This is a genomic window from Enterococcus sp. SMC-9, from assembly GCF_021011285.1.
GTDB lineage: Bacteria > Bacillota > Bacilli > Lactobacillales > Enterococcaceae > Enterococcus_C > Enterococcus_C montenegrensis.
Genome location: NZ_JAILYE010000006.1, coordinates 204,131 through 220,545, shown reverse-complemented (window position 1 = coordinate 220,545; position 16,415 = coordinate 204,131). Strand labels below are relative to the sequence as shown.

The following is a 16,415-nucleotide window of genomic DNA, read 5'->3' as shown; positions in this document are numbered from 1 at the left end:
GTGGAACCACGCATTTTAGCGTCCTCTGACTTTGTCAGGGGGCGCTTTTTTTCAACTATTAAAGTATAAAAGTATAAAATTTTTGCCAGGGGAGGGAATTTAATGGAGATTCCAGTAAATATTTTGCGCCAAGAAGAATTAGCAGCTTTAAAATTGCGGGCTTTATATGAAAAAGCAAACTTTAACTTGTTTTGCTTAAATAGTTTTGAAGAATACAACTTTTATTTGGAGAAGAAAAATTTTTTAGCAGATGACGATGTGATTAAATTTAATGCTGCTGACGGGAGATTGTTGGCTTTAAACCCCGATGTCACGCTATCGATTGTCAAAAATACACCAGCAAATGAAAGCAGGCGCCTATATTACAATGAAAATATTTATCGCCATAATCGCCACACGAATGAATATCAACAAATGAATCAAGCCGGCATCGAGATTATTGGCGACGTGTGCCGTAAAGCCGAATTAGAAGTGATTCAACTGGCGATTGCATCTTTAGAAGTAATTGGTCAAGCAAAATTGGAATTTTCCCACAGTGGTTTAGTAGCCGCAATTTTGGCTTTATTTCCTGATAACCTTCAAGGAGATGTTTTCAGCAGTATTAAAAGTAAAAATGGCGAAGATTTGAAAGTATTGGCGCAAACGGCCAATTTAAAAAAAGATATGACGCAAAATTTGTTAGCACTTTTGCGTTTGAGTGGTGAAATCAATGAGTGTTTGAAAATAGCTTTGGAACTAACTAAAGGCTTGCCGCAAGCGCACCAAGCGTTATTAGAGCTAGAGGAGTTAGCGGCAGCATTACTAAAAGAAGAAGTTACGCCCCGTTTGTTATTTGATTTATCGACAGTCAACGATACCAATTATTATAGCGGGATTATTTTTCAAGGCTTTGTCCCGCAAGTGCCACAGGCGATTTTATTTGGCGGTCGTTATGATGGCTTGCTGCAATCTTTAGGTAAAACACAAGCTGCGATAGGTTTTGGCATTCATTTAAATGCCATTGGCAATAAACAAGATAGTCTAAAAAGTGAACAAGACGTCATCAATATTGCGCTGCCAAAAGGGCGAATGGGAGAAAAGATCTATCAAATGTTCCACGATGCCGGTTTGTGTCAGGAAAATTTGTTGGATGAAAGTCGGAAGCTGATTTTTACCGATGAAAAAAAACAGCTTCGCTTTTTCTTAGTGAAGCCGAGTGATGTGGCTAGTTATGTTGAACACGGTGCTGCGGATATCGGGATTGTCGGTCGGGATATTTTATTGGAAACAAAAGCGAATGTTTTAGACGTTTTGCGTTTTGCGATTGGGCAATGTGATATCGCCATTGCTGGTCCTAAAAATTTTCAAAAAGATACGAGTCGTCCGCTAAAAGTGGCGACCAAATATTCCAATATCGCGCGAACTTATTTTAGTAGCTTAAGCCAGCCAGTGGAATTGATCTATTTAAATGGTTCGATCGAATTAGCACCTTTAGTGGGATTAGCAGATGTGATTGTGGACATTGTCGAAACCGGCACCACCTTAAAAGAAAACGGCTTGGCTGTTTTGGAGAAGATTACGGATTCATCGGCCCATTTAGTTGTAAATAAAACATCTTGGCGCTTTAAACAAAGGCAGATTAAAGAAATCATTCAGAAAGTGGGGGCAAAAAATGATTAAAATTTTACCAGAGTCAGAAGTAGATTTAGCGCAAATTACCACGCGCACAGCTGGGAATACCGCTGAATATACGCAAGTGGTACAAACAATTATTGAAGACATACAAGAAAATGGAGATGCGGCATTAACGGAATATACTAAAAAATTTGATGGCGCAGTCATTTCTGATTTTAAAGTAACCAAAGCAGAAATAAAAGCGGCTATGACAGCGTGTGACCCCGCCTTTTTAACTGTTTTAAAAAAAGCACAACAAAATATTGCCGCCTTTCACGAAAAACAAAAAGAAAATGGGTTTATGCTCGAAAAAGAAGGTGCTGTGATGGGGCAGCGGGTGATTCCCTTAGCTAAAGTGGGTGTCTACGTGCCAGGGGGGACGGCTGCTTATCCCAGCACCGTTTTGATGAATGTCATCCCGGCTAAAATCGCCGGTGTCAAAAAAATTGTGCTGGTGACGCCACCGCAAAAAGACGGAACGATTGCTCCGGCAATTTTAGCCGCTGCTAAAATTTGTGGCGTTGATGAAATTTATAAAGTCGGCGGTGCCCAAGCTATTGCAGCTCTAGCCTACGGGACCAAGACCATCCCGGCAGTAGATAAAATTACAGGGCCGGGGAATATTTATGTCGCAACTGCTAAACGCCTCGTATACGGCCAAGTCGACATTGATATGATTGCCGGTCCGAGCGATGTTTTAATTGTGGCAGATGAAAGCGCGAAGCCGAATTTTCTAGCGGCTGATTTATTAGCCCAAGCCGAACATGACGTAAATGCGCAAGCCATTTTAGTCACTACCAGTAATGAAATTGCCCACGCCACAGCAAAAGAGATCAAAAAACAAACGGCAACTGCGCCGCGTAAAGAAATTATTACCGCGTCTTTGGCAAATAAAGGTTGCATTATCGTAGTGTCAGATTTAGCGGCTGCTTTAGCGATTGCCAATGAAGTGGCACCAGAACACTTAGAATTGTGCATTAAAGAACCTTTTGCAGCTTTAGGTGCTATCACGAATGCGGGGAGTGTTTTTTTGGGCAACAATACACCCGAAGTTTTAGGTGATTACTTAGCAGGCCCCAATCACACGCTACCAACTGAAGGAACCGCGCGTTTTTATTCTCCGTTATCCGTAGCAGATTTTCAAAAGCGTTCCAGTTATTTATATTACGGAGAATCTGCCTTACAAGCAGTCTGTGACGATGTGATTTTATTTGCTGAAACGGAAATGTTATTTGCCCATGCAAATTCTATGAAAGTACGAGGGGGTAGTCGATGAATTATTTTGCAGCAAAACTTGCAACACTTGCGCCTTATGTTCCCGGTGAACAGCCACAAGTTGAAGTGATTAAGCTAAACACCAATGAGAGTCCGTATCCACCGGCCCCAGCTGTTAGTGAGGCAATCGCAGATGCAACAAAAACTTTAGCCCGCTATCCCGATCCTGATTGCCAAAAACTGCGGCAAGCCCTAGCGCAGCATTTTGCCGTTACACCAGCAGAAATTTTTGTCGGCAATGGCAGTGATGAAGTTTTGGCCTTTTGTTTTCAAGGATTAATGAATGCAGGCGTGGCTTATCCTAATTTGACTTACGGTTTTTATCCAGTTTTTAGCCAACTGTATGATATTGCGGCAAAAGAAATTCCTTTAGCACCGGATTTCAAATTGAATTTAGCGGATTACAAAGATGAAACAGGAACCGTAATTTTTGCAAATCCCAATGCACCCACAAGTCTGGGTTTACCAGCAAAAGAAATTGCCGCTTTTGTGGCAGAAAAGCCAGAACGGCTCGTGATTGTCGATGAGGCTTACGTGGAATTTGGTGGTGAATCTATGATTTCTTATGTGAAAGAATACGAAAATCTTTTAGTTGTCGGCACTTTTTCCAAGTCGTGGCAATTAGCAGGAGCCAGATTAGGCTATGCTGTGGGGCAACCAGCCCTGATTGCCGCCTTGAATAAATTGAAATTTAGTTTTAATCCATACAGTATTAATACCATGACCGCCGCCGCCGGCATTGCCGCGTTAGCTGATAGTGCTTACCACGCTAGCTGTTTAACGCAAATTATCAGCGAACGGAAAAAAACGGCCGCCGCATTAAAAAAACTAGGCTTTACCGTATTGGCTAGTCAAACCAACTTTTTATTTGTCACCCATCCTAAAATTAGTGGTGAAGTGATTTATGAAAAATTAAAAGCACAGCAGATTTTTGTACGCTGGTTTAATCAGCCCCAAATTAAAGACTATATCCGCATCACGATCGGCACACCACAGCAGATGCAGCAATGCCAAGTGGCAATTGCCCAAATTATAAAAGCAGAAGTTTAAGTTCAAATAAAAATGCAGGATACAAAAGGAGGCCAAAAAAATGCGTCGTGCAGAAATTATCCGCAATACGAGTGAAACAAAAATTAAGTTGAAGCTAAATATCGATGGCACCGGTCAGCAAGTAATTAAAACAAAAATTGGTTTTTTAGATCATATGTTGGAATTATTTACCCGTCATGGTCGCTTTGATATTGAACTGGAATGTGATGGCGACATAGAAGTTGACGGGCATCACACAACAGAGGATATCGCCATTGTTTTAGGACGAGCTTTTTCAGAAGCTTTGGGCGATCGACGAGGAATCAAACGCTATGGCAGTATGATTTTGCCTATGGATGAGACGCTGGTGATGACCGCACTAGATATTTCCGGACGAGGCATTGCTTGTTTGAACGTGCATATTCCCGCTAGCCAAATTGGCGGCTTTGATACGGAATTAGTGGAGGAATTTTTTATCGCCTTTGCTAGAGAGCTGGGAGGTGCCATTCACTTGCAACAATTAGCAGGAAAAAATAGTCACCATATTGTGGAAGCTTGCTTCAAAGGTTTTGGGCGCGCATTAGCAGAGGCCTGTGGGATCAATGAAGTATCACCAGATGAGATTCCTTCAACAAAAGGTACAATTTTGTAGGCAATAAATCGAGTTGTCGTAAGTTCAAACAGTTCGGCATTAAAAAAGTCAATTCAGGTGACCAAAACCGTCACATAAATTGCCTATGTATAATGCTCACTGTTACCCCGAACTTGGGACAACATCTAATAAATCGAGTTGTCGTAAGTTCAAACAGTTCGGCATTAAAAAAGCCAATTCAGGTGACCAAAACCGTCACATAAATTGCCTATGTATAATGCTCACTGTTATCCCGAACTTGAGACAACATCTAAAGGGGGGAGAAGTTTTCGTGATTGCGATTATTGATTATGGTGTGGGGAATTTGTTTAGTTTGCAGAGCTCGTTGCATTTTATTGGCGCGGATGTGATCGTCACACGTGATGTGGCAAAAATTCAACAGGCAGATAAAATTTTATTGCCGGGAGTGGGGGCTTTTGGCGATGCAATGGGGAAATTACAGAACAGTGGTTTGGCAGACGTAGTGAAAACTGAGGCACAAAATGGAAAGCCATTGTTAGGAATCTGCTTAGGGATGCAGCTGCTTTTTTCTGAAAGTCATGAGTTTGGTGTTCACAAGGGTCTGGATTTAATTTCTGGCAGGGTGGTCTCTTTGAAGTCGGTCTTTGACAAGCAGCAAATTGAATTAAAAGTACCACAAATTGGTTGGAATAAATTAGTTCTAAAACAAGATTCACCGCTATTAAAATATGTAGCACAAGGGGATTTCGTTTATTACGTCCATAGTTATTATGCCAGTGAGTGTGACAAAAGTGTGGCGGCTTTTAGCGATTATGGGGTGGAAATCCCAGGGTTGGTACAAAAGGGAAATGTTTTTGGTACCCAATTTCATCCTGAAAAAAGTGGTGAAGTGGGCTTGAATATTTTACGGGCATTTACGGAGGTGAAGGGATGATTATTTTACCGGCAATTGATTTATACGACCGCAAAGTTGTACGACTTTATCAAGGAGATTACGACCAGCAGGAAGTTTTTGGCGCTGATCCCCTTGAATTTGCCAAAAGTTTTGCCATAGCGGGTGCAAAATATTTACATTTGGTCGATTTAAATGGGGCCAAAGAAGGCACGAAAAAGCAATTTGATTTGGTAGCAGAAATTGTACAGCAAACGGATTTATTTGTTGAATTAGGCGGCGGTATCCGTAGCGAAGCAGATATTGAAGATTGTTTGGCAGTCGGCGTAAAGCGGGTTATCTTAGGAACGATCGCACAAAAAAAACCAGAATTTGCAAAAGCTATGATCGCCAAATACGGTGAAAAAATTGCGGTTGGTGTCGATGCTAGAGAGGGAATGGTGGCTGTTAACGGTTGGCTTGAAACCACCCAAACAGACGCTTACACGTTTTGCCAAGAATTAGTGGCAGCAGGTTGTCAGACGATTATTTATACAGACATTGCTAAAGACGGTACTGGCGCGGGGATGGATATTGCTGCCTATCAGAAATTAAATCAGTTGGGCTGTAATATTGTAGCTTCTGGTGGTGTGGCAACAATAGAAGATATCAAAGGACTTGTTCAAGTAGACACATATGGCACGATTGTCGGAAAAGCTTTGTACAGTGGACAACTGGATTTAGCGGCGTGTCTTTTTGCCGCGGAGGTGAAAAAATGATTGCCAAACGAATTATTCCTTGCCTTGACGTGCGGGATGGCCGCGTAGTAAAGGGTATTAATTTTGCAGGAATTAAAGATGTGGCGTCGCCGGTAGAGCTGGCAAAAAAATACGATCAAGCAGGCGCAGATGAGCTAGTTTTTTATGACATTACTGCTTCAGCGGAAAATCGCGGCTTGTTTACTGATATTTTGCAAGCGGTGGCCAAACAAGTTTTTATTCCTCTAACGGTTGGCGGGGGCATTAATACAGTTGATGATTTTGATCGGGTATTAAAATGCGGCGCCGATAAAGTTAGCGTTAATTCAGGGGCAATCAAAAATCCGCAACTGATTGCTGACGGGGCACAACGTTACGGTTCCCAATGCGTCGTTTTATCAGTGGATGTAAAAAAAGTTGCGGACAAGTGGCACGTTTTTACCAAAGGTGGCAGAGAAGATACCGGGATTAATGCTTTGACGTGGATTAAACAAGGAGAAAAATTAGGCGCTGGCGAATTGGTCATTAATTCGATGGATACCGATGGCGTGAAAACAGGCTTTGATTTGGACTTGTTGCAGGCAGTGGCCGATATTTCCCAATTGCCGATTGTAGCTTCTGGTGGTGCAGGTAGTAAGGTTGATTTTTATCAACTATTTCAAAATCCGCGAATTGATGCGGGACTAGCAGCTTCTATTTTTCATTATGATGAGATTCCAATTCCAGTGTTAAAGCAATATTTACTAGAGAAAAATATTCCAATCCGCAACTGAGAGGGGACAACCAAATGGAAGTAAAAAACTTGAACTTTGACGAAAATGGCTTGATTCCTTGTGTGGTACAAGACTTTTATACAAAAGAGATACTGACGCTAGCGTATATGAATGAAGAAAGTTTACAAGCCACATTGAAAGATCGGCAAATGACTTTTTTCTCCCGCAGTCGGCAAGAATTATGGCGCAAAGGAGAAACAAGTGGTAATAGACAAACGTTGATTTGTTTAAAAGCAGACTGTGACCAAGATGCGTTAATAGCAGAAGTAATTAAGGCAGGACCGGCTTGCCATACGGGGGCAGAAAGTTGTTTTAATGAACTTTTGTTTAAAGACAGTGCCCAAATAAATATTTCGATTCCAGAGCTTTACGAATTGGTTTTAGGGCGTAAAGAGGCACCGCAGGAAAAAAGTTATACCAGCTATTTATTTGCCAAAGGAAATGAAAAGATTTTGAAAAAAATCGGTGAGGAAGCAACAGAGGTGGTTATTGGCGCGATGAAAGAAAGCAAGGAAGAGACAACTTATGAAATTTCTGACTTGATTTATCATTTACTCGTTTTAATGGCCAATAACAACATTACGCCAGCTGAAATTATGGCCGAACTTTCCCGTCGTCAAGTGGTGGATCAAAAGACCAAGCAAGAGACGATGAAATAAGGGGGTGCGGCAATGTTTTATTCAAACGCCCATACTCACAGCGATTGGTGTGACGGAGAAAATACCTTAGCGGAAATGGCGCAAGCAGCTGAAAAGCTAGGCTTTACCGATTTAGGTTTCACCAGTCATTCACCAGCTCCTTTTGATCTTACCTGCTTAGGTGTGAAAGACGAAAGTGCCTATCAAAAAGCCGTACGCAGTTTAGCTGAAAAAAGTTTGCTACAGATTAGTTGCGGATTGGAATGGGATTATTATAGTAAGACACCGATTAGTGGCTATGATTATTTTGTCGGTTCTGTCCACTATTTGCCCCCGCGAGCAGGTGTGTATCGCAGTGTGGATGATACGCCGGAAAATTTTGCTAAAACTTTACAGGAGTGGTATGACGGTGATTTTTTAGCTTTGGCGCAAGATTATTACGATTTAGTTGTAGCACATATTACACAAAACCAGCCCAAAATCGTTGGTCATTTTGATTTGGTTACAAAATTTAATGATACGTTACAGTATCTAACCGCTAAAAATCAAGATGCCTATGAACAACTTGCTTTAACTGCTTTAAAAAAAGTTGTTGCAGTTATTCAAAAATATGATGGTTTGGTGGAAGTCAATACTGGTGGCATGAGTCGAGGGTGGAAAAAGCAGGCGTATCCGGCCAAATTTTTGTTGAACTATTTAGCCAGTGAAGAAGTGCCAATCATAATCACCAGTGATACACATCAAGTAGACACTTTAGCATATGCCTTTGAGGAAACGAAAAAGATTCTACAGTCAGTTGGCTTTAGCAGCAGTTGGCAGTTAAAGGAGCGAAAATTTGTCCCTGTAGCCTTTTAATAAAAAGCAAAAAACCCTCCAGCAAAGTTAGTATTTTTTGCTGGAGGTTTTTTTTTGGACAGAAAATTTCGTATCTTTTTTAAACTAGTAATAACTGATCGTCTTTTAAATTTTCACCGCTATTTTGATGAAACAGCGTCATCAAATCAGGTACTGTCAATTGACTTTTCTTTTTGCCGGCAATATCCACGACAATTTTGCCTTGATGGAGCATGATTAAACGATTGCCGTAACGAATGGCGTCTTTCATGTCATGGGTCACCATGAAAGCCGTCAGTTTTTCTTCCTTAATTAAACGCTCTGTCAGATCCATAACTGTCGCTGAAGTTTTCGGATCAAGGGCAGCCGTGTGTTCATCTAACAAAATTAATTCGGGACGTTGTAAGGTCGCCATGAGCAGCGTAATCGCTTGGCGCTGACCGCCAGATAATAAACCAATTTCTGCATTTAAACGTGTTTCTAAACCTAGATGTAGCGTGGCTAATTTTTCTTTGAAAAATTCTTTTTGCTTTAGTTTGACGCCCATTGAAAAGCCGCGGGAATGGCCACGTTTCATGGCTAAAGCCAAATTTTCCTCCACTGTTAAACGAACAGCAGTCCCCATTTTTGGATCTTGAAAAACCCGACTAATATCTTTGGCCCGTTTCGTAACAGACTGGCGGGTAATATCAGTTCCATTTAACATAATTTTTCCAGTTTCAGTTGGAATTGTGCCTGCAATGCTATTTAAAAGCGTGGACTTACCTGCGCCGTTTCCGCCGATAATGGTAATAAAGTCGCCTTTGTTCATGGTTAAGTTGATGCCTTTTAAAACGTGATTTTCATTAATTGTGCCCCGTTCAAAAGTTTGCTGTAAATTTTGGATTGCTAAGACTTCACTCATGCTTTTTGGCCTCCTTTACCAGCTTTTGGCAGGAATTTTTGGCGGAATTGTGGCATTGCCAGACAAATAACTAAAACGATAGCCGAGGCAATTTTTGCATCCCCTGGTTCGACGTTAAATTCAAAAACAACCCCTAAAATTAACCGGTAAATAATCGCGCCTAAAACAATTGTTAGCATGCGCACCAATAAGGTTTTATTGTGGAATAAAACTTCTGCGATGATAATGGAAGCCAAACCGATAACGATCGTTCCCACGCCAGAATTCAAGTCGGCAAAGCCGTTATTTTGCGCTAACAAAGCGCCAGAAAGTGCAACACAGCCGTTTGAAAGCATGTATCCAATCATTTTCATATTGTCGGTATTGATTCCGTTTGCCTCACTCATGGCCAAATTATCACCGGTCGCACGAATTGCCAACCCGATTTCGGTGCGGAAAAATAAAAATAAAATGAAGACAACCAGCAACGTAAAAGCAGCACCGGCAATAATGACGGCATTAACTTTTTCAATGCCTAAAGCTTGCAACCCAGAAAAAACGGTTTTTTCCCCTAACAATGAGATATTGGGTGCACCCATTACGCGATTGGTAACGGAATAAAGCCCCGTCATGGTAATAATCCCCGCTAAAAGAGCAGGAATTTTTAATTTGGTGTGTAAAATCCCTGAAACCAAGCCTGCTAAAACACCGCCTAAAAATCCTAATAGACTAGCTGCAAAAGGGTGGATACCATTGGTGATGCTAATTGCTGTAATACCCGCGCCTAAGGGAAAACTTCCCTCGGCTGTTAAATCGGCAATATCTAAAATGCGGTACGTTAAAAAGACGCCGATACCTAACAGTGCCCACAATACTCCTTGAGATGTGGCAGACTGCACTAAGATAAAAATCGTGTCTAAAATATTCATACACTTTCCTCAAATCCTAATTATTTTTATTCAAAAATTTGTTGCTTTAGTAGAACCACCTTTGCGCATAAGTGCGTAAGTTCCTGGAGCTCTTCCAATTGTCCAGCTTTATAAACTAACTCTCGGCGACAATAAGCTAAACGCTTAAGAAATTTGAAGAGCAATTTATCAAGCGTTTAGCTTATTGCTTGAGAGCTGTGCAAGTTCGCAAAGCTTTTCATCATGTCCAGCATTACGAACTAACTTCCTTCGGTATTAAGTCAAAATTTTAAGAAATTTGAAGAGCAATTTATTAAAATTCCGTCTTAATACTTGAAAGTTAAACGAGTTCGCAAAGCTTTTCTAGTTGTCTAGCTTCAAGTGCCAACTCTTTGGGAAAAATTCAAAAATTTAGATTCTGATAAAGAGCATCAGAATGCAAATTTCTGATATTTTTCCAAAGAGCTAACCGGCCCTTTCAGCTTTTCTAGTTACTCTGGGGTTTTGATGGATGCTGGGTCGATGCCGATGGCTTTGGCCATATCGTCGTTGATTACAAGTTCTAATTTTTTTGCTGTTTCAACTGGCGTAGTGCTTGGCTTTTCATCGCCCTTGAGAATTTTTGCTGCCATTTGCCCGGCTTGTTTGCCTAGTGATTTATAATCAATGCCAAAGGTTGCCAATGCGCCGCCGTCTACTTGTTCTACGGAACCTGCGATAATAGGTGTTTTCGTTTGTTTTGCGACTTCGCCGACAACTGCTGCAGCAGAGGCAAAGGTGTTATCAGTGGGAACGTAAATGGCATCGACGTCTTTTGCCAAGCTAGTTGTGACTTGCTGTACGTCATTTGTAGTGTTGGCGGTCATAACTTTTACTTTCACGCCGGCATCTTTTAAAGCCGCGTTTGCCAGATCTGCTTGGATTTTTGAGTTGGTTTCGCCGGCGTTGTACATTAAGCCAACAGTTTTCGCTTCTGGGACGATACTTAAGAGTAATTGAATTTGTTTTTTGATTGGCACCATGTCAGAAGTACCGGTAACATTTCCTCCTGGTTTTTTATCACTGGCTACTAACTTTGCCTCTTTTAAATCGGTCACAGCTGTTACGACGATGGGGATATCACTGGTCTCGTTAGCCAGAGATTGTGCCGCTGGGGTAGCGATCCCTAACAGAAGATCAGGTTTATCTTTGAGTAATTTTTCACTCATACTTTTTAAGTTGTCCTGATTATTTTGGGCATTTTGATAAGCTAAGGTCAAATTATCGCCTTCTTTGTATCCACCGGCAGCCAGGCCTTCTTTAAACCCATCATAAGCCGCATCCAGCGAACCGTGTTCCACCAATTGTAAAACACCGACAGTTACGCCATCTTTTTCGCTAGCCTTCTTTTCTGTTCCACATGCCGCTAAAGTTAAGGTTGCAATGGTTAATAAACACAAGCCCAATTTTTTCATTTTCATATTTTTTCCTCCTATAATATCTGATTTTTGCTAAAAGGTCGGTCACTGTAAAAAAGTTGTGAGTAAAAAAAAGCCATCTAGACACGTGGGTCTAAATGGGCGGGAAAACTTCTTCATAATTTTTCGCGACCATTTAGTTGAAATGGCCTGCTAAAAAGCTCTAGCCATCATAGATAAAAGCAAGTTGTGCCTGCTGTCTCTATGATGTTCACAGTGACAGCACTATCTAAAATAGCTAAAGTAGAAAGTATTTACATGATTTAATTTGCTGTTCATAAAAATCCCTCCACTTTTTGAATTAGTATCAGTATAAGGGAACATAATTAGCAAAGTCAATAATATTTTTGAAATTTTCTGAATATTTTTGCGAAATAAATTTCGCAGATTTTTTTAAACCAACATCAAAATAAAATTTTTTTGTTTTTTGAAGAGTATGAAATAATAACTAAAATTTTCCGATTTTTTCCAAATTGCTGAAAACAAAATAAGGCCGGAAATCCTTGTGAAAAACGTGCTTAGCGCTACTTAACTCATTTTCCAGGAAAAAGAAAAATGAGAAAAAAATAAAAGAATCTCTCATCGAACTCTATAAACTTACTGTTATGAAAAATGCTAGAATTAGCATTGCAGGTAAAAATAAAAAAGGGAGGATTTCCCATGATTGAAGTTATCGATCTTAAAAAAGTATTCGATAATGGTTTTGAAGCGTTAAAGTCTGTAAATTTCACCATTGAAAAAGGTGATCTGGTTTGTTTGTTAGGTCCAAGTGGCTGTGGCAAATCGACAATTTTAAATTTGATCGCAGGTTTATTAAGTCCTACTGACGGTGATATCCGCTTTGCGGGTAGCTCTGTAGTAAAAACAGAACCTAAAGATCGTAATATCGGTTTTGTTTTCCAAAACTATGCCCTCTATCCCCATATGACTGTCTTTGAAAATGTGATGTTTCCATTAACGGTTGGGGATAAAAAAATGCCTAAAAATGAAGCGATGAAGATTGCGGAAAAATACATGGCGTTAACCAACATTGAAGAGTTGAAGGACAAAAAACCTGGTACACTTTCTGGAGGACAACAACAACGGGTAGCCATTACCCGGGCTTTAGTACAAAATCCAGAAGTTCTATTATTAGATGAGCCATTGTCTAACTTAGATGCCCGCTTACGTTTGAAAATTCGCGAAGAAATCCGTCGCTTGGTTAAAGAAGTCGGGATTACAACGATTTTTGTTACCCACGACCAAGAAGAAGCACTATCGATTTCTGACAAGATTATTTTGTTAAATGAAGGTGTAATTCAGCAAAATGATGACCCCCAAAATCTTTACCTAGAACCAAATAATTTGTTTGTAGCTAAATTTATTGGTAATCCAATTATCAATATTTTGCCCGTCGAAGTAAAAAATGGCATGATGCACCACGATGCTTTTAGTGTGCCAGTTGATCGTTTTATGGCGGCCCGTTTTAAAGAAGAAATGCCAGATGGCGACTACTTTATCGGAATTCGTCCAGAAGATGTATTGCCAGTAGATGGCGCCGGTGCTTTTCAAACAGTTATTGCCGGTGTTGAATTAATTGGCCGGGAACGTATTTTAAACTTTGATATTGATTCCCATCACTTAAAATCGATTGTCAGCATCGAAGAAGATATTCAAGAAGGAGCGCAGCTGACCTTTGATTTTGCTTACCAAAAAGCCTTTATCTTTAAAGCAGATGGGACGCGAATCTACTAATGTTTAAAAAAAATCATTATAATCCTGAAAATCAGCCAAAAGCATGGCTCTTCCTTCTGCCTTCGCTAATCGTCATTATGATTTTCAGCATTTATCCATTGTTCCGTTCGCTCTTTATGAGTTTTCAAAAAGGGACGCTAATTAATCAAGAATATGCTGGGATTGAAAACTATCAAAAAGTTTTATCTGATCCGGTATTTTTTAAGGCTTTAAAAAATACCGCATTATATGCCTTTACCGTTGTTCCAATCGCATTAATTATCGGTCTGGCGATTGCCTGGATTATTTTTGAAAAAGTGAAACACAAAAGTTTCTTTGAAACGTTGTTTTTCATGCCTTATGTCACCAGTACGATTGCGATCGGGATTGTTTTTCGTTACTTTTTTAACGGCTCCTATGGGATTATCAATTTTCTTTTGAGTAAAGTTGGTATTCCAGCTATTAATTGGTTAGATGATGTGGACATGAGCATGACCACGTTGATTATCTTTGGTATTTGGACTAGCTTGGCGTTTAACATCATTATTTTATTAGCTGGATTACGGAATATTGATCCAGAACATTATAAAATTGCGAAGATGTTTGGGGCCAAAGATGGTGAAATTTTCCGTCGGATTACATTGCCGCAATTGGTTCCAACTATTGCCTTTTTGCTGACGGTTAATATTATTGGCGCTTTTAAAGTGTATACCCAAGTTTATGCATTGTTTGCCGGGCAGCCCGGGATTGCCAAAAGCGCGACGACCGCCGTTTATTATATTTACGATAAGTTCCACATTGCCGGTCGTCCCGGCATTGCCATGGCAGCGACTGTCATTTTATTCTTAGTTATTTTGTTCTGTACGTTTATCCAACGTCAAATCATGAAGAAAGTGGGGGAGTAGCGTGAAAAAAGTCGTAACCATTGTGGCGTTAGTCTTTTTAGTAGTGCTAGGCATTATCACCTTGTTCCCATTTGTTTACATGGTTTTAGCAGGGCTTATGACCTATAGCGAGGCTACGAGTATTCCGCCGACCATTATCCCAGAAAAATTCCAGTGGGCTAACTATGCAGCGGTCTTTTCAAAAGCACCATTTTTACAATATTTTATTAACACAGTTTTTGTCTCTTTGGTGACAACCATTGCGACCTTGATTACTTCGGTTTTGTCTTCCTTTGCATTAACTAGTTTGGAATTTAAGTTTAAAGGTTTAGTTGTGGGGATTATGGTGTCCTTACTGATGGTACCTTATGAATCAATCATCTTTACCAACTACAATACGATTGCCAAAATGGGGCTATTAAACAGTTATGCCGCTTTAATTATTCCTTTTTTAACAAGTATTTTTTACATTTATTATTTGAATAGTTACTTAAAAGGAATTTCAAGTACCTTTTATAAAGCAGCAAAAATTGATGGTGCTTCTGATTTAGAATATATTTGGCGTATTTTAGTTCCAATGTCTCGTCCAGCGTTAGTGACTGTCGGGATTTTAACATTTATTTCCAGCTGGAATTCTTTTTTATGGCCATTACTTGTGACTAACGAGAAAAAATATCGCTTGTTAAATAATGGACTTGCAGCCTTTACGACCGAAAGTGGGAGCGATGTGCATTTGCAAATGGCAGCTGCAACATTAACCGTAATTCCCATCTTAATTATTTATTTGATTTTTAGAAAAGAAATTATTCGAGGAGTGGCAAAAAATGGTATCAAAGGGTAAAACCACCATCACTTTTCATAGTGGTATTTTAACCATCGGCGGTACTATTATTGAGGTCAGCTATGAAGATGCGCATATTTTCTTTGATTTTGGTACGGAATACCGACCAGAATTGGGCTTAAAAGACGATAGTCTGGCAACACTTTTGAAAAATCGTTTAGTACCAGAATTAAAAGGTGTCTATGATCCGCGGTTAAATTATACGTACCACGGCGAAGATGAGCAAAAATATAATGAGACGGCAGTCTTTTTATCCCATGCTCATTTGGATCATTCTAAAATGATTAATTATTTAGACCCTGAAATTCCCTTATACACCTTAAAAGAAACAGCAAAGATTTTACAAAGTTTAAATCGTAATGGCGACTTTCTCATTCCTTCACCTTTTGAAAAAGCTAACTTTACCCGTGAAATGACCGGCCTTTTAGCCCATGATGTGGTGGAAGTTGGAAAAATTAAAGTAGAATTGGTGCCAGTGGATCACGATGCCTATGGCGCTTGCGCATTATTAATTCATACACCAGATGCTTTCATTACTTATACGGGTGATTTACGGTTACATGGCTATGACCGTCAATTTACGCTGGACTTTTGTCAAAAAGCTCGGCATACCGATTTACTAATGATGGAAGGCGTCAGCATTAGTTTTGATGAAAGAGACAATGAAGATATCAAAGTTTTCAGCGAAGAAGATTTAATCGCGCAACTTGTGACACAAATTGCAGCAAATAAAAAGCGTCAATTGACCTTTAATGGTTATCCTGCCAATGTGAAACGCTTTGAACAAATTATTAAACAGTCTCCGCGCACGGTTGTTTTAGAAGCCAATATGGCAGCTTTGATGCAGGATGTTTTTGATATGAACGTCCCATATTATTATCCGTTAAATTCTGATGCTACTATTTCTAGCCTAGATTCAAAACTAGAAATTTCTTATGAAGAACTACTGGCAGATGACCACAAATATTTGTGGCAAGCCGTAGCAAACTTCGAAAAATTACAAAGCGGCGGTCTGTATTTCCACATGGACGCGCAGCCTTTGGGGGATTTTGATCCCAAATATCAAGTCTTCTTGGATTTACTCGCCTTGAAGAAAGTGGAATTTGTCCGGCTGGCTTGTTCAGGACATGCTTTTCCACAAGACCTCGATGCCATTGTTTCAATGATCGAGCCTAAAATTTTGGTTCCAATCCATACGTTAAAACCAGAAAAACTGGAAAATCCGTATGGCAAAAGAATACTTCCCACCCGTGGGGAAAAAATCACTGAGTTCAAAGGAGAGTAA

Annotated in this window: 16 protein-coding genes and 1 other annotated feature (1 of these 17 cut by a window edge); of the genes, 13 read left to right on the top strand and 3 right to left on the bottom strand. The window is 40.0% G+C overall.

Annotated features, from left to right (window positions below; translation table 11 throughout):
- Nucleotides 1–29: a binding site (T-box leader), on the top strand (it extends 281 nt beyond the left edge of the window).
- 73 nt (nt 30–102) lie between these two features.
- The 9 genes from hisG to K4422_RS11010 all read left to right on the top strand — a co-directional run bounded on the left by hisG (nt 103) and on the right by K4422_RS11010 (nt 8,465).
- A complete protein-coding gene (gene hisG / locus K4422_RS11050; protein WP_230711135.1) occupies nt 103–1,659 on the top strand; it encodes an ATP phosphoribosyltransferase in 1,557 nt (518 codons plus the stop codon).
- Entirely contained in the window at nt 1,652–2,929 is a 1,278-nt protein-coding gene (gene hisD, locus K4422_RS11045; RefSeq protein WP_230711134.1) for a histidinol dehydrogenase, read from the top strand. Before hisG ends, hisD begins: the two co-directional genes overlap by 8 nt.
- The gene (hisC, locus tag K4422_RS11040; RefSeq protein WP_230711133.1) at nt 2,926–3,978 is read left to right on the top strand and encodes a histidinol-phosphate transaminase; all 1,053 of its coding nucleotides are present in this window, start codon (nt 2,926–2,928) and stop codon (nt 3,976–3,978) included. The genes hisD and hisC overlap by 4 nt, the downstream gene beginning before the upstream one ends.
- 40 nt (nt 3,979–4,018) lie before the next feature.
- Nucleotides 4,019–4,609, top strand: a complete 591-nt coding sequence (hisB, locus tag K4422_RS11035) for an imidazoleglycerol-phosphate dehydratase HisB (RefSeq protein ID WP_230711132.1) — start codon at nt 4,019–4,021, stop codon at nt 4,607–4,609.
- Nucleotides 4,610–4,880: 271 nt separating this feature from the next.
- The gene (hisH, locus tag K4422_RS11030) at nt 4,881–5,504 is read left to right on the top strand and encodes an imidazole glycerol phosphate synthase subunit HisH (protein ID WP_230711131.1); all 624 of its coding nucleotides are present in this window, start codon (nt 4,881–4,883) and stop codon (nt 5,502–5,504) included.
- Entirely contained in the window at nt 5,501–6,220 is a 720-nt protein-coding gene (gene hisA, locus K4422_RS11025) for a 1-(5-phosphoribosyl)-5-[(5-phosphoribosylamino)methylideneamino]imidazole-4-carboxamide isomerase (RefSeq protein WP_230711130.1), read from the top strand. Before hisH ends, hisA begins: the two co-directional genes overlap by 4 nt.
- Nucleotides 6,217–6,972 carry an imidazole glycerol phosphate synthase subunit HisF gene (gene hisF / locus K4422_RS11020; RefSeq protein WP_230711129.1) on the top strand — a complete coding sequence of 252 codons (756 nt, stop codon included), beginning with the start codon at nt 6,217–6,219 and terminating at the stop codon, nt 6,970–6,972. The genes hisA and hisF overlap by 4 nt, the downstream gene beginning before the upstream one ends.
- A 14-nt stretch (nt 6,973–6,986) precedes the next feature.
- Entirely contained in the window at nt 6,987–7,631 is a 645-nt protein-coding gene (gene hisIE, locus K4422_RS11015; protein WP_230711128.1) for a bifunctional phosphoribosyl-AMP cyclohydrolase/phosphoribosyl-ATP diphosphatase HisIE, read from the top strand.
- Nucleotides 7,632–7,643: 12 nt separating this feature from the next.
- Complete coding sequence (locus tag K4422_RS11010) at nt 7,644–8,465, top strand: histidinol-phosphatase HisJ family protein (RefSeq protein ID WP_230711127.1); 822 nt, start codon at nt 7,644–7,646, stop codon at nt 8,463–8,465.
- A 79-nt stretch (nt 8,466–8,544) separates the two neighbouring features.
- On the opposite strand, the gene K4422_RS11005 is transcribed toward K4422_RS11010, so the two are convergent.
- The 3 genes from K4422_RS11005 to K4422_RS10995 form a co-directional block, all read right to left on the bottom strand.
- Nucleotides 8,545–9,348 carry an ABC transporter ATP-binding protein gene (locus K4422_RS11005; RefSeq protein ID WP_230711126.1) on the bottom strand — a complete coding sequence of 268 codons (804 nt, stop codon included), beginning with the start codon at nt 9,346–9,348 and terminating at the stop codon, nt 8,545–8,547.
- The gene (locus tag K4422_RS11000) at nt 9,345–10,256 is read right to left on the bottom strand and encodes an ABC transporter permease (protein ID WP_206903275.1); all 912 of its coding nucleotides are present in this window, start codon (nt 10,254–10,256) and stop codon (nt 9,345–9,347) included. Before K4422_RS11000 ends, K4422_RS11005 begins: the two co-directional genes overlap by 4 nt.
- Nucleotides 10,257–10,726: 470 nt before the next feature.
- Complete coding sequence (locus tag K4422_RS10995; RefSeq protein WP_230711125.1) at nt 10,727–11,695, bottom strand: ABC transporter substrate-binding protein; 969 nt, start codon at nt 11,693–11,695, stop codon at nt 10,727–10,729.
- Nucleotides 11,696–12,352: 657 nt separating this feature from the next.
- Between K4422_RS10995 and K4422_RS10990 the strand changes: the two genes are divergently transcribed.
- Genes K4422_RS10990 through K4422_RS10975 form a run of 4 tightly spaced genes read left to right on the top strand, consistent with a single transcriptional unit; the run spans nt 12,353 to nt 16,415 of the window.
- Nucleotides 12,353–13,426 carry an ABC transporter ATP-binding protein gene (locus K4422_RS10990; RefSeq protein WP_230711124.1) on the top strand — a complete coding sequence of 358 codons (1,074 nt, stop codon included), beginning with the start codon at nt 12,353–12,355 and terminating at the stop codon, nt 13,424–13,426.
- The gene (locus K4422_RS10985; RefSeq protein ID WP_206903278.1) at nt 13,426–14,310 is read left to right on the top strand and encodes a carbohydrate ABC transporter permease; all 885 of its coding nucleotides are present in this window, start codon (nt 13,426–13,428) and stop codon (nt 14,308–14,310) included. Before K4422_RS10990 ends, K4422_RS10985 begins: the two co-directional genes overlap by 1 nt.
- A gap of 1 nt (nt 14,311) precedes the next feature.
- A complete protein-coding gene (locus K4422_RS10980) occupies nt 14,312–15,130 on the top strand; it encodes a carbohydrate ABC transporter permease (protein ID WP_230711123.1) in 819 nt (272 codons plus the stop codon).
- Nucleotides 15,114–16,415 carry an MBL fold metallo-hydrolase gene (locus K4422_RS10975; protein ID WP_230711122.1) on the top strand — a complete coding sequence of 434 codons (1,302 nt, stop codon included), beginning with the start codon at nt 15,114–15,116 and terminating at the stop codon, nt 16,413–16,415. Before K4422_RS10980 ends, K4422_RS10975 begins: the two co-directional genes overlap by 17 nt.